Source organism: Ureibacillus thermosphaericus (assembly GCF_012396605.1).
GTDB classification, from domain to species: Bacteria; Bacillota; Bacilli; order Bacillales_A; family Planococcaceae; genus Ureibacillus; species Ureibacillus thermosphaericus.
In genome coordinates, this window is sequence record NZ_JAAXPW010000018.1 from 30,420 (window position 1) to 49,673 (window position 19,254).

Annotated in this window: 20 protein-coding genes; 2 read left to right on the top strand and 18 right to left on the bottom strand. The window is 35.4% G+C overall.

Features of this window, described 5'->3' with window-relative positions:
- Positions 1-8 precede the first annotated feature (8 nt).
- The 6 genes from rplI to rpsF form a co-directional block, all read right to left on the bottom strand.
- Positions 9-455 carry a 50S ribosomal protein L9 gene (gene rplI / locus HF990_RS08610; RefSeq protein WP_016838911.1) on the bottom strand — a complete coding sequence of 149 codons (447 nt, stop codon included), beginning with the start codon at positions 453-455 and terminating at the stop codon, positions 9-11.
- A complete protein-coding gene (locus tag HF990_RS08615; protein ID WP_168412424.1) occupies positions 452-2,425 on the bottom strand; it encodes a DHH family phosphoesterase in 1,974 nt (657 codons plus the stop codon). The genes rplI and HF990_RS08615 overlap by 4 nt, the downstream gene beginning before the upstream one ends.
- A 12-nt stretch (positions 2,426-2,437) precedes the next feature.
- Complete coding sequence (locus tag HF990_RS08620) at positions 2,438-3,379, bottom strand: YybS family protein (RefSeq protein ID WP_016838913.1); 942 nt, start codon at positions 3,377-3,379, stop codon at positions 2,438-2,440.
- Between the two features lie 522 nt (positions 3,380-3,901).
- Positions 3,902-4,138, bottom strand: a complete 237-nt coding sequence (gene rpsR, locus HF990_RS08625) for a 30S ribosomal protein S18 (RefSeq protein ID WP_016838914.1) — start codon at positions 4,136-4,138, stop codon at positions 3,902-3,904.
- A 45-nt stretch (positions 4,139-4,183) separates the two neighbouring features.
- Positions 4,184-4,705 carry a single-stranded DNA-binding protein gene (ssb, locus tag HF990_RS08630; RefSeq protein ID WP_016838915.1) on the bottom strand — a complete coding sequence of 174 codons (522 nt, stop codon included), beginning with the start codon at positions 4,703-4,705 and terminating at the stop codon, positions 4,184-4,186.
- A 38-nt stretch (positions 4,706-4,743) separates the two neighbouring features.
- Positions 4,744-5,031 carry a 30S ribosomal protein S6 gene (gene rpsF, locus HF990_RS08635; RefSeq protein ID WP_016838916.1) on the bottom strand — a complete coding sequence of 96 codons (288 nt, stop codon included), beginning with the start codon at positions 5,029-5,031 and terminating at the stop codon, positions 4,744-4,746.
- 188 nt (positions 5,032-5,219) lie between these two features.
- Between rpsF and HF990_RS08640 the strand changes: the two genes are divergently transcribed.
- Positions 5,220-5,765 carry a DUF3267 domain-containing protein gene (locus HF990_RS08640; protein ID WP_016838917.1) on the top strand — a complete coding sequence of 182 codons (546 nt, stop codon included), beginning with the start codon at positions 5,220-5,222 and terminating at the stop codon, positions 5,763-5,765.
- Positions 5,766-5,839: 74 nt separating this feature from the next.
- On the opposite strand, the gene ychF is transcribed toward HF990_RS08640, so the two are convergent.
- The 3 genes from ychF to HF990_RS08655 all read right to left on the bottom strand — a co-directional run bounded on the left by ychF (position 5,840) and on the right by HF990_RS08655 (position 8,215).
- Positions 5,840-6,940, bottom strand: coding sequence for a redox-regulated ATPase YchF (ychF, locus tag HF990_RS08645; protein ID WP_016838918.1), 1,101 nt, complete (start codon positions 6,938-6,940; stop codon positions 5,840-5,842).
- A gap of 157 nt (positions 6,941-7,097) precedes the next feature.
- On the bottom strand, positions 7,098-7,295 hold the full coding sequence (locus tag HF990_RS08650; protein ID WP_016838919.1) for a DUF951 domain-containing protein: 198 nt from the start codon (positions 7,293-7,295) through the stop codon (positions 7,098-7,100).
- Positions 7,295-8,215, bottom strand: a complete 921-nt coding sequence (locus tag HF990_RS08655) for a mechanosensitive ion channel family protein (protein ID WP_016838920.1) — start codon at positions 8,213-8,215, stop codon at positions 7,295-7,297. Before HF990_RS08655 ends, HF990_RS08650 begins: the two co-directional genes overlap by 1 nt.
- A 99-nt stretch (positions 8,216-8,314) precedes the next feature.
- Here HF990_RS08655 and yyaC point away from each other — a divergent pair, with 99 nt between their 5' ends.
- Positions 8,315-8,944 carry a spore protease YyaC gene (gene yyaC, locus HF990_RS08660; RefSeq protein ID WP_016838921.1) on the top strand — a complete coding sequence of 210 codons (630 nt, stop codon included), beginning with the start codon at positions 8,315-8,317 and terminating at the stop codon, positions 8,942-8,944.
- Here the strand turns inward: yyaC and HF990_RS08665 are convergent.
- The 9 genes from HF990_RS08665 to yidC form a co-directional block, all read right to left on the bottom strand.
- Positions 8,861-9,568, bottom strand: a complete 708-nt coding sequence (locus tag HF990_RS08665; protein WP_016838922.1) for a DUF554 domain-containing protein — start codon at positions 9,566-9,568, stop codon at positions 8,861-8,863. The two genes, yyaC and HF990_RS08665, sit on opposite strands and share 84 nt — an antisense overlap.
- 57 nt (positions 9,569-9,625) lie before the next feature.
- Positions 9,626-10,501: a ParB/RepB/Spo0J family partition protein gene (locus HF990_RS08670; RefSeq protein ID WP_016838923.1), complete on the bottom strand. Its 876-nt coding sequence runs from the start codon at positions 10,499-10,501 to the stop codon at positions 9,626-9,628.
- Positions 10,494-11,255: a ParA family protein gene (locus HF990_RS08675; RefSeq protein ID WP_016838924.1), complete on the bottom strand. Its 762-nt coding sequence runs from the start codon at positions 11,253-11,255 to the stop codon at positions 10,494-10,496. Before HF990_RS08675 ends, HF990_RS08670 begins: the two co-directional genes overlap by 8 nt.
- Positions 11,256-11,455: 200 nt before the next feature.
- Positions 11,456-12,343 carry a nucleoid occlusion protein gene (noc, locus tag HF990_RS08680; protein ID WP_016838925.1) on the bottom strand — a complete coding sequence of 296 codons (888 nt, stop codon included), beginning with the start codon at positions 12,341-12,343 and terminating at the stop codon, positions 11,456-11,458.
- A 332-nt stretch (positions 12,344-12,675) separates the two neighbouring features.
- Positions 12,676-13,392, bottom strand: a complete 717-nt coding sequence (rsmG, locus tag HF990_RS08685) for a 16S rRNA (guanine(527)-N(7))-methyltransferase RsmG (protein ID WP_168412425.1) — start codon at positions 13,390-13,392, stop codon at positions 12,676-12,678.
- Between the two features lie 85 nt (positions 13,393-13,477).
- Entirely contained in the window at positions 13,478-15,373 is a 1,896-nt protein-coding gene (gene mnmG, locus HF990_RS08690; protein WP_016838927.1) for a tRNA uridine-5-carboxymethylaminomethyl(34) synthesis enzyme MnmG, read from the bottom strand.
- A 35-nt stretch (positions 15,374-15,408) separates the two neighbouring features.
- Positions 15,409-16,794, bottom strand: coding sequence for a tRNA uridine-5-carboxymethylaminomethyl(34) synthesis GTPase MnmE (gene mnmE / locus HF990_RS08695; protein ID WP_016838928.1), 1,386 nt, complete (start codon positions 16,792-16,794; stop codon positions 15,409-15,411).
- Between the two features lie 825 nt (positions 16,795-17,619).
- Entirely contained in the window at positions 17,620-18,372 is a 753-nt protein-coding gene (gene jag / locus HF990_RS08700) for an RNA-binding cell elongation regulator Jag/EloR (RefSeq protein ID WP_168412426.1), read from the bottom strand.
- Complete coding sequence (yidC, locus tag HF990_RS08705) at positions 18,369-19,145, bottom strand: membrane protein insertase YidC (RefSeq protein ID WP_016839590.1); 777 nt, start codon at positions 19,143-19,145, stop codon at positions 18,369-18,371. The genes jag and yidC overlap by 4 nt, the downstream gene beginning before the upstream one ends.
- Between the last annotated feature and the right edge of the window lie 109 nt (positions 19,146-19,254).

Genomic DNA, 19,254 nt, shown 5'->3' on the forward strand with positions numbered 1-19,254 from the left:
TTCGCTCCTTATTCTTCCTTTACATGGACTTTTAAAGTCGCTTTTACTTCCGGATGTAATTTCACTGGAACGTTTGTGACACCTAATGAACGAATACCTTCATTGCATTCCATTTTTCTTTTATCCACTTTAATTCCATAATTTTTTTGTAAGCTTTCTGAAATTTGTTTTGTTGATACAGAACCGAATAGACGTCCGCCTTCTCCTGCTTTTGCTTTAATTTCTAACGTAATATTTTCTAATTTTTCTTTTAACTCTTTTGCAGCTTGAAGTTCCTGTGCTGCAAGTTTCGCTTCATGTTTCTTTTGTCCTTCAAGACGACTTAATGCTTCTTTTGTAGCTTCTACAGCTAAGCCTTTTTTAATTAAGAAATTTTGTGCATAACCATCAGCAACATTTTTCACTTCGCCTTTTTTCCCTTGACCTTTTACATCTTTTAAAAATACAACTTTCATTCTTCCATGCTCCCTTCTAACGTTTCAATAATAGCATTTTGTAATAATTCTAAAGCTTCTTCTATTGTATCGACTTCAAGTTGGCAAGCCGCATTTGTTAAGTGGCCACCGCCTCCCAGTTTCTCCATTATCAATTGTACATTGATTTCTCCTAATGAACGGGCACTGATACCCATTAAGCCATCTTGTCTGCGGGCGATGACAAAAGAAGCATTTACGTCTTTCATTGAAAGCAAAATATCTGCCGTTTGGGCAATTAAAACAGAATCGTACTCTTTTTCTTCTTCTGCATGCGCAACCGCAATTCCTGGATAGGTAAATCGAACATTTTGTATGATTTTTGAACGCTCAATAAACGTATGAATATCTTCTTTTAATAATCGTTGCACAAGCACCGTATCCGCCCCGTAAGTTCTTAAATAGGATGCTGCTTCAAAGGTTCTAGCACCTGTTCTTAGCGTAAAGCTTTTTGTATCGACAATGATTCCAGCGAGCAAAGCTGTTGCTTCAAGTTTCGAAAGTTTTTCATTATCGGGCTGATATTCTAAAAGTTCCGTTACGAGTTCTGAAGTCGAGGAAGCGTACGGTTCCATATAAACAAGTGTTGAATTGTTAATAAACTCTTCCCCTCGTCGATGATGATCAATTACAACAATTTTCTCGAAACGTTTTAACAATGTTTCATCTACTACGAGGCTCGGGCGATGAGTATCCACAACGACTAATAATGATTTTTCAGACATGATGCTTAAAGCTTCTTCTGGTGAAATAAAATATTCCTTTAAATCGGAATGTTGTTTAATTTCATCTATTAGTCGTTCAACACTGCCGTTTAATTCATCAAAATCTAATACGATGTAGCTATCCACTTTATTCATATGAGCCATTTTCCGAACGCCAATCCCTGCTCCAATTGAATCCATATCGGGATTTTTATGCCCCATAATAAAAACGAGATTGCTATCTTGAATTAAATCTTTTAAAGCATGGGAAATCACGCGTGCTCGGACTCTCGTACGTTTTTCGACTGGATTTGTTTTTCCACCATAAAATTTAATTTTTCCATTCGATTGTTTAATAGCCACCTGGTCTCCGCCGCGCCCTAATACTAAATCTAAACTTGATTGAGCTAATTCACCTAGTTCAATTAAGGATGGCGAACCAGTACCTATTCCGATACTCAATGTAAGTGATAAATTTTTCTTGGCCGTCTTTTCTCGAATATCGTCTAGAATAGAGAATTTCTTCTTTTCCAATTCATTTAAAGTTGATTCATTTAATATCGCTAAAAATCGATCCGTATCAATTCTTTTAATATAAATGTCATATTCCTCTGCCCAATCATTGATGATGGATGTAACGGTTGAATTCGTCATGCTTTTTGTTTGGTCATCCATCCCTTGCGTAATATCATCATAATTATCGATGAAAAGAATAGCAATGACTGTTCGATCATCATAATATTGCTTTTCAATTTTTACTTGTTCAGTTACATCGAGAAAATATAATAGTTTTTCTTCTTGTTTATAAATGACTTTAAATTTCCTATCTCGAATGGTTACGATGCTATCATTTTTTTCATCAGATTTTCTTATTTTTTGTAATTCATCCGATAAAAGGAACAAATCCTGACCTGTTAAAGTTGGGATATCCAAAAGCCTCGTCATGTAGGGATTAGCCCATTCAATTTCAAATTTATCATTGATTAATACAATACCAATCGGCATTTCTAAAAGAACTTCCTGCCCAACTTTTTTCATTCGAAACGCCAAAGATTCTATATATTTTTCTATTGCAAAATAAGCAATTCTTTCTGTTTTCCAATCATAAAATATAATTAATGTAACAAGTAACGCGAAAGCTGCTCCAACCCATATATTCAATAAAAACAATCCAACAATCCCCACTAATCCGAAAACCGCCAAATGTAAAAGCGGGTAAAGTATCCTCCGCTTCCTGTAAGTATCCATGAGATCAGCCCCTTACTTTCGAATCTTTCCTGTCACAAATGAGCGAATATCGAAACCTAAATCTAAAATTCCTAAGAGCATCACAAAGTTATACAAAGGAATTGCAAAAATTGTCGCTAATCCCTTTAAAAATTTAGGCGCTCGATAAGCATCCAACACAAAGTGCAGGAAAGAAATTCCTTGAATTGTTAACAACACCCATAAGACTAATGAAAAATTAAATGTGATTACATATAGTGATGTTCCTAATTCAGGGCGTACAAACAATTGAATCGTTAAGACGATTAAATAAATCCATAAAATGGTACGAGGTAAGCGTAAATCTTTAAAAGCTTGAAATTTTGGAACAGTAATACCTAATCGTTTTAGGATTGGCAGATTTACTGTAATTAAAAGAAACGATAGGAAGAATGCAGCTAATGTAACGGATGCAGGAATGGCTATCTCTATATGTTGAAACATTAGATTGAACGCTTCTTCAGTCATTGGCTGTTCGCCAGTTAAACTTTCAGCGAATTCAAAAGAAGCCATATAACTTTCCCGCATCAGTTGGAAAGATTCCTTAATAAAATCTGTTTCAAACAGTTTAATAGAAATTAAATATTGAATTGCAAAAGTAATTAACACTGAAATACCAGTTGCCATGAATAAGTAAGCTTTACTTTTATTCGTGCGCAGTGCATCTCCCATCACGACACCGCATACCGCAAAAATCATGGAAAATGGTAAAATTAACAATCCTCCAAAGAAAAAGGTAATAATACACCCAATAACTCCTAAAATAATGGAAGATGATCGGTCATACTTTGCGCTAAACCAAGCAATAGGTAGTGGGGCAAATAATGTCGCCACTAAGCTGATTATTGGTACATAATATGCAATTGCAATGAGAATAGCAAATATTGCAATCATCATTGCGCCATGTGTAAGCCTTTGTGTTTGATTGTTCGGCATGAGAAACCTTCCTTTATTACAATTCAATAATTCTTTACATTCGTATATTGTACCATTTTTTATAAAGTAGGACAAAAATACGATAAAGCAAAACGATAAAAGAATGTCTAAAGAAAAAACATAATCATCTAACCTAAAAGATTAGATAATTATGTTTGATGTGATGAATTTTTACTTTTATTAAAAGTTAAAAAATAAATAAATTCACCGCAAAACTAGTAGTAAAGTCTTCCTGAATGGTTTTTATCGTGCATAAATTCATCGTTGGTAACAAGTAGAATTACTTTGTTCAGCTTCATCGTTATCAAGCTTTTTTAACGCCTTAATCTTGTTGAGACTCTTTATATAATTTGATGGCTTATTTCCCATGCAATGATGTTTTGCTGTACATTTTGTTTACTATTTCAAATTAGGGAAGAATATCGCTTATTCTCTCTTTCCAGAGTACATTTTAAATTATTGCTAAATGTAAAAAAAGCAACAAAGGCTAAATTTTGCCTTTGCTGCTTTTTATAACATTCATTATTTATCTTCCGCTACGAATGGAAGAAGTGCCATAATACGAGCGCGTTTGATTGCTGTAGTTAATTTGCGTTGATATTTTGCACTTGTTCCAGTTACGCGACGTGGAAGAATTTTTCCGCGTTCAGAAATGAATTTTTTTAGTAAATCTACATCTTTGTAGTCGATGTGTGTAATGTTATTTGAAGTAAAGTAGCAAACTTTGCGACGTTTGCGACCTCCGCGACGTTGTGCCATCGATTTTCCCTCCTTTTTTTATTATTTCTCCGTTATCCGAATACCTTAGAACGGTAAATCGTCTTCCGAAACTTCAATTGGACCTTTGCTTGATGCAAATGGGTCTTCATCTACACGTGTATAATTCGGCTGATTTTGAGGAGGTTGACTTGGGAATGGTACACCAAATGGATCTTGCGTGCCACCGTATGGAGGTTGACTTGCACCGTACGAAGGTTGTCCCCCATATGGCTGTTGACCCTGTGCACTTCTTGGTTCTAAAAATTGCACGGAATCTGCTACGACTTCTGTCATGTAAACACGTTTGCCATCTTGACCCTCGAAACTACTAGTTTGGATGCGTCCATCAATACCGACGAGACTTCCTTTTCTCATGTAATTTGCGAGGTTTTCAGCTTGTTTTCTCCATGCTACACAGCTAATGAAATCCGCTTCTCTTTCACCTTGTTGGTTCGTAAACGTTCGATTTACAGCAACTGTAAATCGAGTTACCGGTACTCCATTTGGCGTGTATCGTAGTTCAGGGTCTTTTGTTAGCCTACCTACTAATACGACACGATTGATCAATTTGACAACCTCCTCTTCAGCATTAATGTTCAATAAGATTATTCTTCTTCACGAACAGCGATATGACGAATAATGTCTTCGTTAATGTTTGCTAAACGATTGTATTCATCGATTGCTTTAGCTGGAGCATTAACTTTCACGATGTGGTAAATACCTTCGCGATAGTCTTTGATTTCATAAGCAAGACGGCGTTTGCCCCATTCTTTTGACTCGATGATTTCCGCACCATTTGAAGAAAGAATGTCATCAAAGCGTTGAACTAAAGCTTTTTTCTCTTCTTCTTCAATGTTTGGACGAATAATATACATTAATTCATATTTTCTCATCGCTTTTTGCACCTCCTTATGGACTTTGGCTCTCCTTTATTTCAAGGGAGCAAGGAGTAAATTTCTATTACTCACATCTTTGAATTGTAACATATACTTTTATCAATCGCAACTAGCATTCAATGGGGAGTATAAGATTTTCTAAAATCTGTTATTTCGATATAATGGGAAAAAGGGGTTGAATAATTTTGTTGGAAGAGAAAGATCCACTGATTATTGAATTAGATATGAAAAAAATTGCAAAGTTGAATTTTTGGATGACCCTTCTTTTGTGCATTCTTTTTTTAGCATTCAATACGATCATCCATCGACAGTTTCAATTTGAAATGGCCATTACGCTATGGAATTTTCTATTATTTATTGTAGGCTATTGTGCACTGATTATTTTGCATGAATTGTTTCATTTAATTGGGTTTATGATTTTTGGAAAAGTGAAGTGGAGTCAGCTGAATTACGGTATAAATGTGAAGCTAGGAGTTGCTTATGCAACAACGTCAAAACCATTACCAAATCATGCAATGAAAAAAGCGCTAATGCTCCCCTTTTGGACAACAGGAGTCCTGCCAACAATAATTGGATTTATTTTCGATAATCAATTAATAGTTTTATTAGGTGCTTTTTTAATTGCAGGGGCTGTCGGGGATTTTTATATGTATAAAGAACTCCGCAAATTTCCTAATCATACGCTTGTAAAAGATGACCCCCAATTACCAAAATTGTATGTATATCAATAAAAAGAAAAAGTGGAATTTACGTAAAGATATATAAAACATCTTGGCGTAAATTCCACTCTTTTTATTATGCCTGATTATACGTTGAATCGGAATAACATAATGTCGCCGTCTTGTACGACATAGTCTTTACCTTCTAAACGAACTTTCCCTTGTTCTTTTGCTTGTTGCATAGAGCCAGCCGCTAATAAATCTTCAAAGGAAACTGTTTCAGCTCGAATGAAGCCTCTTTCAAAGTCAGAGTGAATAATACCTGCACATTCTGGAGCTTTCATCCCTTTTTTGAATGTCCAAGCACGCACTTCTTTTTCTCCTGCTGTAAAGTAAGTAGCAAGGCCAAGCAAATCATATGCAGCACGAATTAGTTGGTCCAATCCGGACTCTTTAATGCCCAATTCTTCAAGGAACATTTTCTTTTCCTCTTCATCAAGCTGCGCAATTTCTTCTTCAATTTTCGCACATACTGTAATAACCTTTGAGCCTTCTTTTTCTGCATATGCACGAACTTGTTTTACATACTCATTTTCATCTGCATTTGCCACTTCATCTTCCGAAACGTTTGCAACATAAAGCATCGGCTTTAATGTTAATAAATTTAATCCTTTGATTACTTTTTTCTCATCTTCCGTTAATTCAACAGAACGAGCAGGTTTCTCATTTTCAAGAGCTTCTTTAATTTTGATTAAAATTGGCTCTTCAATCATTGCATCTTTATCTTTTTGCTTTGCTATTTTGCTTACTCTTTGAAGACGTTTATCTACTGATTCTAAATCAGCTAAAATCAACTCTAAATTGATGACCTCAATATCTGCTATTGGATCAACTTTACCTGCAACGTGTGTGATGTTTTCATCATCAAAGCAACGAACCACTTGGCAAATCGCATCGACTTCTCGAATATGAGAGAGGAACTTATTCCCTAAACCTTCTCCTTTTGATGCGCCTTTTACGATTCCAGCGATATCCGTGAATTCAAATGATGTTGGAACTTTCTTTTGAGGTTTTACAAGCTCTGTTAATTTTTCTAATCGAGGATCTGGAACGTCTACAACGCCTACGTTTGGATCAATCGTTGCAAATGGATAGTTAGCAGCAAGGGCACCTGCTTTTGTGATTGCATTAAATAGTGTCGACTTTCCTACGTTTGGAAGACCTACGATTCCAGCTGTTAGTGACATTGACTCACTACCTTTCTTATGTGAAACATAACAATTAGTTTTTGCACTAGTGTTAATTATATGGATTTCCACATAAAAAGTCTATTTTCCATTTATTTTTATATGAACAACAAAAAATCCCCACATTGCAAAGTACTGTGTGGGGATTACATAACCTTTATTCTTCCGCTTCTTGTATAACTTTTTTCATTTTTTTCGTAAATTCCCTGCGAGGTAGCATGACACTATGTCCACATCCTTGACACTTAATTCGAATATCAGCGCCCATTCGAATAATTTTCCAAGCATTCGTACCACATGGATGTTGCTTTTTCATTTCCACAATGTCATTCAATTTAAATGTTTTTGTCTCCATCAATTCTCATCTCCCCTAGACATTGCTTTACTAGAATCATATATCATCATTTTTGGATAAGCCATTGGTATACCATTTTTCTCTAAAATCTTTTTGACATCCCTTCGAATGATTCTTGCAATTCCATAATGCTGTTGAGGTTTTGTTTCTGCAACAATTCGAATTGTTATTTCAGTACCAGTAACATTTTGAACTCCGACAAACTTAGGTACATCGACAAGCTCCTCATATTGTTTCGGCAATGTTTTTAAATATTCCGTCATTACATTTTCAATTTTTTCAATATCCGCTTCAATTCCAACTTGCATATCTATGACTGCTTTTGAGTTATTTAGTGAAAAGTTTACTACTTCGGTAATTTGCCCATTCGGAACAATATATACTTCTCCAGTTGTCCCAACAATTTTGGTCGTTCTTAATCCTATTTCAGTTACTGTACCTTCTGCTGCACTTGATGTATTAATTCGAACATAATCTCCAACACCAAACTGATCTTCGAAAATGATGAAAAAACCCGTAATGACGTCTTTCACTAAATTTTGTGCACCAAATCCAATTGCAAGGCCTGCAATACCTGCTCCAGCAAGTAACCCTGCAACATTAATATTTAAGGAAGAAAGTGCTCCAATAATCGCCGAAAAGTATACGACGTATGATAATACACTTTGCGACAATTTTAATAGTGTTTGTTGCCTTCTTTCTGAATATTTTAACGGAGATTGCATTCTTAGTTTAAAGATACGAGCAATAATTCGCTTCCCAATAAATACAATAAGATAAGAAAGTAAGAAAATTGCAATGATTTTAATGGAAGCTCCAACAATAAAATTCCAAAGATCCTCACTTGAAAAATACTCCCATATCTTCTCCGATATATTGATAATCTCTTTCGTTTCTTTTTCCACAACATGAATCGCCATTTTTCCACCTCTAGTATAGAAAAGTAAAGAAATGGATATAATTCTAAAAAATAATTATAGACATTCTATTCTAAAATCATAAAAGAAAGTGGGAATCACATGCAAAATATTTCTCAAGAACCATTTAAAATGTCCGTTCATCATGAAGAAACAGGTGCAATATGGCGTTTAAGCGAATTATTTTTACAATATATTCCCTTTGAACATAACAATCTTGTTTTTTGTTGCATCGGTACAGACCGTTCTACGGGAGATGCTTTAGGTCCTTTAACCGGAAGTTTATTATCCAACTATCAGTTTCCTTTTCGAATCATTGGAACGCTAGAAGATCCTCTTCATGCTATCAATTTAGCACTTACTGTTGAAGAATTACAACAAATGTCCAATTTCCCTTTCGTTGTAGCTATTGATGCATGTCTTGGAAGAGAAAAAAGTATTGGTCAAATTATTGTTCAAAACGGACCTTTACTGCCTGGAAAAGCAGTGAATAAAGAGCTGCCACCCATCGGCGATATTTCCATCAAAGGAGTTGTCAATGTAGGAGGATTTATGGAAATGCTTGTTTTGCAAAACACTCGACTTCATGTAACTTATTCGATGAGCAATAAAATTGCCCGTGCACTTTTGCTTGCATATCAACGTCATTTATTGAAAAGGAAACATGATTACAATTATTCCAAGCACAACAACAATTCCTGGCAGCAAATTGGCTACACGAATTTTAGTTAATCCTGCAATATTTAAACCAATTGCTAATATCATAACGCCGCCAGTTGCTGTCATTTCTTGGATAAAGAGATTCATTGCTTCTTCAGGTATATATTTGCTAATCAGTCCTGAAAATATAGCAATCATACCTTGATAAATCAATACGGGAAATGCTGATAATAATACACCTATACCTAACGTAGATGTCAAAATAATGGAGGTAAAGCCGTCTATAATTCCTTTTGTAATAAGAACAGCATGATCATTTCTTAACCCGCTGTCTAACGCACCGATAATTCCCATTGAACCAATAACAAAAATAAGGGACGCTGTAATAAAACCTTCAGCAATATTACTATTTGAATCTTTGCTTTTTATTTTTGATTCGACCCATTTTCCAAAACGATTAAATAATGAATCTAAATCAATCCACTCACCTATAATCGCCCCAACTACTAAGCTAACAATCAAAATAACAAAATTATTCGTTTTTAATCCCATTTGAATACCTAACAATGCAACTGCAAGTCCAATAATTGAAAGTACGGTATTTTTCATTTTTTCTGGTAAATTCTTCAAGAAGCGTCCAATGATTGAACCGATGATAATCAATAATGCATTGATAATTGTTCCGAATAATACCATAAGTTGTTATCCTCTTTCTTTGTTTTCAAAAATAGAGCGCCTTAATTGGCGCCCTTTTTATACCTCATCATGTTCTAAATTTAATATTTCTAATATACGCTCCAAATCATCTTCAGAATAAAATTCAATTTCAATTTTCCCTTTATTTTTTGTTTTCTTTATTTGAACATTTGTACCAAAGAATTCCCTTAATTGTGATTCAGTTGCTTGAACAAAAATATCCTTATTTGTTGACTTTTTCGTTTCACGTGAAACATTTTCGTTTAGTTGTTTAATTAATGCTTCTAATTGACGTACATTTAATGATTGATTCACTACTTTTTTTGCTACTTCTATTATTTTTCTTTTATTTTTTAATCCAAGTAATGCTCTTCCATGACCCATTGAAAGGGCTCCATCATTTACCATTTGCCGAACTTCTTCTGGTAATTGAAGTAATCGAATCATATTCGTGATATGCGGACGGCTTTTCCCCAATCGTTTTGCTAAATCATCTTGAGTGAAATTTAATTTTTCAATTAAATTTTGATATGCTTCAGCTTCTTCAATTGGAGTTAAATCTTCTCTTTGTAAATTTTCTAGGATAGCAAGTTCCATCATTTGTTCTTCTGTCATTTCTTTAATTATTGCCGGAATTTCCTCTAACTTCGCCAATTTAGCCGCGCGATAACGACGTTCTCCCACGACTATTTCGTATTTTTTTCCTTTCTTTCTGACAACGATTGGTTGAATAATACCATGTTCTCGAATGGATTGAGCTAATTCCTCAATTGTTTCATCATCAAACTTCTTCCGTGGTTGAAAAGGATTTGCGACAAGTTTTTGCAACGGAATTTTTTCTACATGTTCTTCATTCTGAATAGTTTCTTGAATGGACTCTAATGTTTCTGTAGGAAATAGAGCACCAATCCCTTTCCCTAAACCTCTAGCCATTTTTTACCACTTCCCTTGCTAACTCTAAATACACTTCAGCGCCTCGTGATTTCGGATCATAGATGATAATTGGTTCTCCAAAGCTGGGTGCTTCACTTAAACGTACATTTCGAGGAATAATTGTTTTGTAGACTTTATCTTGAAAATATTTTTTTACTTCCTCAATCACTTGAATCCCCAGATTTGTACGAGCATCTAACATCGTTAAAAGTACACCATCAATTGATAAAGTTGGATTTAAATGTTTTTGTACCAATCTCACTGTTGATAATAGCTGACTAAGCCCCTCTAACGCGTAATATTCACATTGAACAGGAATAATGACTGCATCCGATGCAGTTAAAGCATTGATTGTTAACAGTCCTAATGATGGTGGGCAGTCAATAATGATGAAGTCATAATCATCTTTAACCTCTTCCAATGCATGCTTTAAACGCACTTCCCGTGAGATTGTAGAAACTAATTCAATTTCAGCACCTGCTAATGAAATAGTAGCTGGTATGACATACAAATTTTCTACTTTTGTTTGTTGAATAACGTTTTTTACATCTTCATCATCAATAATCACGTCGTAAATACAGCTAGATGTTTCTCCTTTATTTATGCCAACTCCACTAGTGGCATTTCCTTGGGGATCGATGTCAATTAGCAATACTTTTTTTCCTAAATAAGCAAGGCAAGCGCTCAAATTTACAGATGTAGTAGTTTTTCCGACACCGCCCTTTTGGTTGGCGATTGCTAAAATTCTTCCCAATTTTGTGCACCTGCTTTCATCTTTTCGAATAGTTAAAAGCGTAATTTTTTAGTCAAATAGAATTTATATTTACTTCTTTCATTCTATCAAATTTATAATATAGTTGTATTCCATAAACCAAATTTCTTGAAAAAATAATATAGAAAAAGCGGTCGTCTCTGTACGTGGCAGAGACGACCACTAGTTTCACGTGAAACAATTTAAGACTTTTTCTTTGGTATTTTTACTGTGATTTGATAGTAATCTTCCGTATCTTCTTCTTCCGTTTTTATATTAATTCCGCTTTTTGATACCATCGATAAGGATTGCTTAATTGTATTTAAAGCGATGCGAATATCTTTACTAATAGCCTTGCGTTTTGGTTTTGTTTTTTTCTCTTCTTCCGTTTCAACAGGTTTTGTTAGTTGTTGAATATATTCTTCAAGCTGACGGACGTTCCAGTCATTTTCTTTTATCAATTCGACTAATTTTATTTGTAATTCTTCGTCTTTTACACTGATTAACGCTCGTGCATGACGCTCAGTAATTTCACGTTTTAAAATTGCATCTTGCACATATTTTGGAAGTTTTAACAATCTTAATTTATTAGCAACGGTGGACTGACCTTTTCCAAGGCGCTGAGCGAGTGCTTCTTGTGTTAAATGATGCAGCTCAATTAGTTGTTGGTAAGCTAATGCTTCTTCGATGGCTGTCAACTCTTCACGCTGCAAGTTCTCTATTAACGCAATTGAAGCTGTCTCTTTATCATTTAAATTCCGTACAATTGCAGGTACTTCCGTCCAATTTAATTTTTTAATCGCCCGATAACGTCTTTCCCCTGCAATAATTTCATAACGGTTATCTTCTAAACGACGAACAACAATCGGTTGTATGACACCATGAGTATGAATCGTTCTAGATAATTCTTCAATTTTTTCTTCATCGAAAATTGTGCGTGGCTGATATCGGTTCGGTACGATTTGATCAATTGGAATTTTTATCACTTCTTCTGAGTGTTTTCTCTCTTTTTCTTCCGTTTCTATTTCACTTTTTTTTTCAGAAACAAGTTTTTCCCCGCCCCCAAAAAATCGTGAAAAAGGACTTTTCATTCAATGGCACCACCTTTTGGAAACTATCTGCACTATATTTTATTATTTAATATTCTATATGAAATGTACAGAGTCTTATAGAAGTAAAATCTATGAAATTGTCATAATTATAATATAATTCTATTATCTAAAGCATATTTCTATTTGAGTTTCACGTGGAACTCCTGACTGTTTTTAGATAGAAGTGATTTCATTTTGAATGAATCGTATACTGATAATCTTAATAAATGGATTGTTACAATTTTTTATTATACATGAAAAAGTTGTAACAACGGAATTGTTTTGCAAATAGTAAAGAATAATGCGCTCAAATTTGATTGAGCGCATATTGATTATTTAATTGGTGTTTTATTTGGTACCCCAGGTTTTCTAGGATATTTTTTGGACGTCTTTTTTGTTTTTTCAATGACAAAAATTGTTCGTTCACTATTTTCTATAGGCAAATGGTAATCAAATTGTTCTTTTAAAGCTCCACCTAAAACCTGAATGGCCTTTTTTGCTTCTTTATATTCTTCATGGGCAGCTGCGGCTTTTAATGCAATAAAATTACCCTCTATTTTAACTAAAGGAATGCATAGTTCCGCTAACACATTTAATCGTGCAACAGCCCTTGCCATAACGACATCAAATTGTTCACGATATGCTGAATTTTGACCAAAGTCTTCTGCTCTTGAGTGAACAAAATGGCAGTGGGTCAAATTTAATTGTTCACTTAAATGATTTAAAAATGTAATACGTTTATTTAACGAATCAACAATTGTAATTTTTAAGTGTGGAAAACAAATTTTTAACGGAATGCTTGGAAACCCTGCACCTGCGCCAACATCACAAAGAGTTTCAACTTTTGAAAAATCAAAGTAAAAGGCTGCACAGATTGAATCGTAAAAATGTTTTAAATATACGCCTTCTAAATCGGTAATGGCTGTTAAATTCATTTTTTCATTCCATTCAACAAGAATTTCAAAATAATTCCGAAATTGTTCTATTTGCGTCTCGTTCAGTTCAATCCCTTTATCTTTTAAGCTTTGAATAAAAAGTTGTTCGTTCATTTTCTACTCCTTTACATAGAGTTTATATATAGTTTGATATAAGAAATAAGCGTTCGAGATCAATGTTGCTCGAACGCTCCTTTTTTTAAGAATTGCTACTGATTTTCGCAATTTTTCCTTGTTCAATGTATACAAGCAAGATTGATATATCCGCAGGGTTTACCCCGGAAATTCGCGAAGCTTGAGCAATTGTTAATGGACGTACTTCTTTTAACTTTTCACGTGCTTCGGAAGCTAGGTTTGGTACATCATCATAATCGATATTTTCTGGTATCTTTTTGCTTTCTAACTTATGAAGTCGCTCTACTTGTTGCAATGCTTTTTGAATGTAACCTTCATATTTAACTTGAATTTCCACTTGTTCTTTTACTTCTTCACTTAAGTTTTCTTCTGGTGGTGTTAAGGATGCAACTAAGTCATAACGCATTTCAGGTCGTTTCAGTAAGTCGATTGCACGTATCCCATCTTTAAGTTCTGCTCCACCAACTGAACGAACTACTTCTTGCGTTTTTTCGTTTGGTTTAATGATTACTTCGCGAAGTCTCGCTATTTCATTTTCAACTTGTTCTTTCTTTTTCAAGAATTTATTATAACGTTCTTCTGAAATTAAACCTACTTTATATCCGATATCTGTCAAACGTAAATCTGCGTTATCATGGCGAAGTAGTAGGCGATATTCGGCACGGGATGTAAGTAGACGATAAGGTTCATTAGTTCCCTTCGTTACTAAATCATCAATTAAGACGCCAATATATGCTTCAGAACGTTTTAATATGAGTTCTTCTTTTCCAAAAATTTTAGCAGCCGCATTGATTCCTGCCATGATTCCTTGTGCTGCCGCTTCTTCATACCCGCTTGTGCCATTGATTTGTCCAGCAGTGTATAGATTTCTAATACGTTTTGTTTCAAGGGTTGGCCATAATTGAGTCGGAACAATGGCATCATACTCAATTGCATAACCAGGTCGCATCATTTGAGCATTTTCTAAGCCAGGGATTGAAGCAATCATTTTTAGCTGAATATCTTCTGGCATGCTCGTTGATAACCCTTGCACGTACACCTCATCCGTTTCTCGTCCTTCTGGTTCAATAAATATTTGATGGCGAGGTTTATCATTGAAACGAACAACCTTTGTCTCAATGGAAGGACAATATCTTGGGCCAGGACCTGTAATTAATCCTGTAAACATTGGAGCCTTATCTAAATTTCCATTGATAATTTCATGGGTTTCTAAGGAAGTATAAGTTAACCAGCAAGGAATTTGATCCATAATAAATTCTGTCGTTTCATAACTGAATGCTCGAGGTACATCATCCCCTGGTTGAATTTCCATTTTGCTGTAATCAACAGTTTTTCCATTCAAACGAGGAGGTGTTCCAGTTTTAAAACGAACAATTTCAAAACCTAAATCTTTTAGTTGGTCCGCTAATGTAATGGACGGCTGTGAGTTGTTAGGGCCGCTCGAATATTTGATATCACCAATGATAATTTCACCGCGCAAATACGTTCCAGTTGTTAAAATTACTGCTTTTCCGCGGAAAACTCCACCGGTTTTTGTGATGACACCTTTTACTTCTCCATCTTCAATTATTAATTCTTCTACCAACGCTTGCTGAATATGGAGATTTTCTTGTTGCTCCAAAATTCGTTTCATTTCCCGTTGATATAACACTTTATCAGCTTGTGCACGTAATGCACGAACAGCTGGGCCTTTCCCTGTATTTAACATCCTCATTTGAATGTGGGTTTTATCAATAACTTTTGCCATTAATCCCCCAAGTGCATCAATTTCACGAACAACAATCCCCTTTGCAGGACCTCCAATGGATGGATTACATGGCATAAATGCAATATTTTCCAAACTAATTGTCAACATGAGGGTTTTTGCCCCCATTTTTGCAGCGGCATGTGCTGCTTCAACGCCAGCATGACCTGCACCGACTACAATGACATCATACATTCCTGCTTCATAATTTGTCATGCCGAAAAAATCTTCCCTTCTATAGTAAGTTTCATTTATTTTCCTAAACAGAATTGTGAGAATAACTGATCAATGAGACTCTCATGTACCGTATCACCTATGATTTCGCCTAGTAATTCCCATGTTCTAGTTACATCGATCTGAACAATATCTACTGGCACTCCAGCTTTTGCAGATTCAATCGCTTCTTCAATCGCTTCTAAAGCTTGTTGCAATACGGAAATATGGCGGGCATTCGAAACATATGTTAAATCATCTGATTCAATTTGGCCCTCAAAGAATAAATCTGCAATTGCCTCTTCTAATGCATCAACACCTTCTTCTTTTAATAAAGAAGTGGTCACAATCCGTCTACCATTTGCTAGAGACTTCACTTTTTCTAAATCGATTTGTTGCGGTAAATCCGTTTTATTGACAACTACAATAAAATTCATGTTTTGTATCGTTTCAAATAATCTTACATCTTCTTCTGATAATGGTTCTGCTGCATTTAACACGAGCAATATTAAATCAGCCTCTTTTAATACTTGGCGAGATCTTTCTACCCCTATCCGTTCAACGATATCTTCCGTTTCCCGAATACCTGCTGTGTCCACTAAACGTAAAGGAACACCCCGAATGTTGACATACTCTTCTATAATATCACGTGTTGTACCTGCTATGTCTGTAACAATTGCTTTATTTTCTTGCACTAAACTATTTAATAACGATGATTTCCCGACATTTGGTCTTCCTAATATCACCGTTGATAAACCTTCACGCAAAATTTTCCCTTGGCTCGATGTTTGAAGCAATTTTTTTATTTCCTCACGAACCCAAGTACATTTTTCTAATAAGACTGGAACCGTCATTTCTTCAACGTCATCATATTCTGGATAATCAATATTTACTTCCACATGAGCTAAAGTTTCAATTAAAGCTTGACGCAAGTCTTTAATTAACTTAGACAATTTCCCGTCCATTTGATTTAGGGCAACATTCATAGCTCGATCCGTTTTCGCCCGAATTAAATCCATTACCGCTTCCGCTTGAGATAAATCAATTCGCCCATTTAAGAAAGCACGTTTTGTAAATTCACCTGGTTCTGCAAGCCGTGCACCATTTCTTAAAACAAGATTTAATACTCGATTTACAGATACTAGTCCCCCGTGACAGTTGATTTCCACTACATCCTCACGAGTAAATGTTTTTGGTGCCTTCATCACCGACACCATTACCTCTTCCACTATCTTTTCGGTTTTAGGATCAATTAAATGGCCGTAATGAATTGTATGAGTTGGTTGGTCTTGTAATTTTTTATTATTTGGTGATTTAAATATTTTATCCGCTACTTGTATTGCATGATCTCCACTTAAACGAACGATGGCGATTGCTCCTTCTCCCATCGGTGTGGATATCGCAGCAATTGTATCTGTTTCCATTCATTTCACTCCTTTTATTATCCACATGTGGATAACTTACCGAACATTCTCACTAACAAAATAGATTAACACAAATTATTACAAATCGAAAGTATAGGAACTTTTCCACATGTGGATATTTCTGAATTCATCTCAGAATGCTAAATCGAGTAGGAGGGAGCGATTAACTCCCGTCCTCTCACACCACCGTACGTACGGTTCCGTATACGGCGGTTCAATTAAGATGATTGACGCAAGTCTTTATAACTTCCGTGAATAGCTGTTCTCTTTATGCCAGTGGTCACTCCACCCTCCAAGAGGTCTCCCACGGGATTCACCGCTTCCTTCCTCAAGTGAGATACTACGTTTTCTGTGTTCATCATGACTCACTGAATGCCAAGGGCTATTCTCTCTTAATTGTTCGGTCCTTCTTAGTAGTTCTAAACCAACTAATACTATGACCTCTGCTGACTTCTGACGGTTCAGCTACTTATCACTAAGTAGGTTATGAAGCGTACTTCACATATCCGCCAGACCTCCCCGGGTAAGAATGTAATCTTTCCTTCCATCTATCTGCTTCATTTACTCTGTACCACCTTTGGCAGAAAGGACTTTGTTTTGTTTAGCAAACTCATCCAATGATACCTAGCCTTATATGAAGTTCGTGTTCCTCAGACCGGTGTTTTGCCTCCAGCTTCCTTCAGATTCCGCGTCACCACGGACACCCTTGCGTTAAGCTAACTGTTACTTCTGCCTTCACAGTTCGGGACTTACACCCTATAGATTACACCCATGCCAGGCGCACTAAAAAAAACGATCTATCTTTTCGATAGATCGTTTTTCATTTTACTTAACCGGTTCAATTACTAAATGACGATTAGGTTCTACACCTTCTGAATATGTTTCAACATCCAATCGATTTGCTAATGCATTATGAATAATTTTTCTTTCATATGATGGCATTGGTTCCAATGCAACTTTTTTTCCTGTCCGTATCGCTTTATCTGCCATTCTCTCTGCCAATTGTTCCAACGCTAGTTGGCGACGCTCACGATAATTTTCAACATCCAGCCTAACTGTGACATACGATTTTGCAGTTTTATTTACAACTAGTTGAGTTAATTGTTGCAACGCATTTAAATTTGCACCACGTTTTCCAATAATCAATGCTGCTTTTTCGCTCTCTAATTTGAAAAGAATCGTTTTTCCTTCTTTTTCCGTTTCAATTTTTAAGTCATGAATATCCATCGCTTTTGCAATGTTTGTTAAGTATTGTACAGCACTTTCAATTGGATCTGGTTGTTCTTCTTCTTGAACTTCTTCATCGTTTGATTGTTCTGATTGTGGTTCTATACTTGCCTTTACCTCTTCAGGTGTCCCATCTTCTGCTAACTTTTCTTGCCCTTTTTCCTTTTCTTCTGTTACTTCTTCAATAATCGTTACTCGAACTTCCGCAGGGCGAGCACCAAATCCTAAAAAACCTTTTTTTGCTTCTTGCAGAACTTCAATTTCCACTTGTTTGCGTGATACGCCAAGCTTTTGTAACGCTAAAGCAATTGCTTCTTCCTTCGTTGCGCCTGTTTGCGTAATTTGCTTCACTTTTTCGCTCCTCCAGTTGTCGCAGGTTTTTCAGTTTCATTCTTTTGCCAAGGTTTCTTATATATAAATAGATTTTGGATTACCGAAATAATATTTCCGACTACCCAATATAATGATAAGGCTGCCGGTAAAACCATCCCAAATCCTATGATCATAAGAGGCATAATATACATCATCATTTTCATTTGAGGGTTGTCCATCGCTGGGCCTGTCATTAATACAATATATTGAATTAAACCAGCTGCAATTGCAAGAATTATACTAGGTTCCGCCAATGGGAAGATTAGAAATGTTCCAAGCTCAAATTCTGGCGTAACATTCATGCGACTAATCGCATGATATAGTCCAATGATAATTGGCATTTGAATTAAAGCAGGTAAACATCCCATCATCGGGTTAACACCAGTAGATTGCATTAAAGCCATTAATTCTTGTTGATATTTTTGCTGTGTTACTGCATCTTTAGAACTATATTTTTGTTGAAGTTCCTTTATTTTTGGCTGTATTTCTTGCATTTTCTTTGAGCTTTGTACTTGTTTAATTGTTAGTGGAAGTATTGCCAATCTTATGATAATTGTTACCGCGATTATGCCTAATCCATACGATCCTAATAAATCAGCAAAGAATTTTGTAATGGAAACGATTGGCCAAACAATAAATTGATTCCAAAACCCTTCACTTTCAGCAGAAATCGGTTGATTATATTCAGTACATCCGCTAAGAAGAATAACTGCTGAAGCTAAGGTCAGTATAATCCAAAATTTTTTTTTCAACTCTGCTCCTCCTAAAGTTCTACAGTTCTTCGAATTCATTTTTTAGCTATTTTACCATGTTTTGATATAGATACTCTACCTCGAGTTTAATTTCAATTTACTTTTATTT

Excerpts from the sequence above, each read along its gene's own strand:
- rplI (WP_016838911.1), bottom strand. The coding sequence starts at position 455 with ATGAAAGTTGTATTTTTAAAAGATGTAAAAGGTCAAGGGAAAAAAGGC.
- HF990_RS08615 (WP_168412424.1), bottom strand. The coding sequence starts at position 2,425 with ATGGATACTTACAGGAAGCGGAGGATACTTTACCCGCTTTTACATTTG.
- HF990_RS08620 (WP_016838913.1), bottom strand. The coding sequence starts at position 3,379 with ATGCCGAACAATCAAACACAAAGGCTTACACATGGCGCAATGATGATT.
- rpsR (WP_016838914.1), bottom strand. The coding sequence starts at position 4,138 with ATGGCACAACGTCGCGGAGGTCGCAAACGTCGCAAAGTTTGCTACTTT.
- rpsF (WP_016838916.1), bottom strand. The coding sequence starts at position 5,031 with ATGAGAAAATATGAATTAATGTATATTATTCGTCCAAACATTGAAGAA.
- ychF (WP_016838918.1), bottom strand. The coding sequence starts at position 6,940 with ATGTCACTAACAGCTGGAATCGTAGGTCTTCCAAACGTAGGAAAGTCG.
- HF990_RS08650 (WP_016838919.1), bottom strand. The coding sequence starts at position 7,295 with ATGGAGACAAAAACATTTAAATTGAATGACATTGTGGAAATGAAAAAG.
- HF990_RS08655 (WP_016838920.1), bottom strand. The coding sequence starts at position 8,215 with ATGGCGATTCATGTTGTGGAAAAAGAAACGAAAGAGATTATCAATATA.
- yyaC (WP_016838921.1), top strand. The coding sequence starts at position 8,315 with ATGCAAAATATTTCTCAAGAACCATTTAAAATGTCCGTTCATCATGAA.
- HF990_RS08665 (WP_016838922.1), bottom strand. The coding sequence starts at position 9,568 with ATGGTATTATTCGGAACAATTATCAATGCATTATTGATTATCATCGGT.
- HF990_RS08670 (WP_016838923.1), bottom strand. The coding sequence starts at position 10,501 with ATGGCTAGAGGTTTAGGGAAAGGGATTGGTGCTCTATTTCCTACAGAA.
- noc (WP_016838925.1), bottom strand. The coding sequence starts at position 12,343 with ATGAAAAGTCCTTTTTCACGATTTTTTGGGGGCGGGGAAAAACTTGTT.
- rsmG (WP_168412425.1), bottom strand. The coding sequence starts at position 13,392 with ATGAACGAACAACTTTTTATTCAAAGCTTAAAAGATAAAGGGATTGAA.
- mnmG (WP_016838927.1), bottom strand. The coding sequence starts at position 15,373 with ATGACAAATTATGAAGCAGGAATGTATGATGTCATTGTAGTCGGTGCA.
- mnmE (WP_016838928.1), bottom strand. The coding sequence starts at position 16,794 with ATGGAAACAGATACAATTGCTGCGATATCCACACCGATGGGAGAAGGA.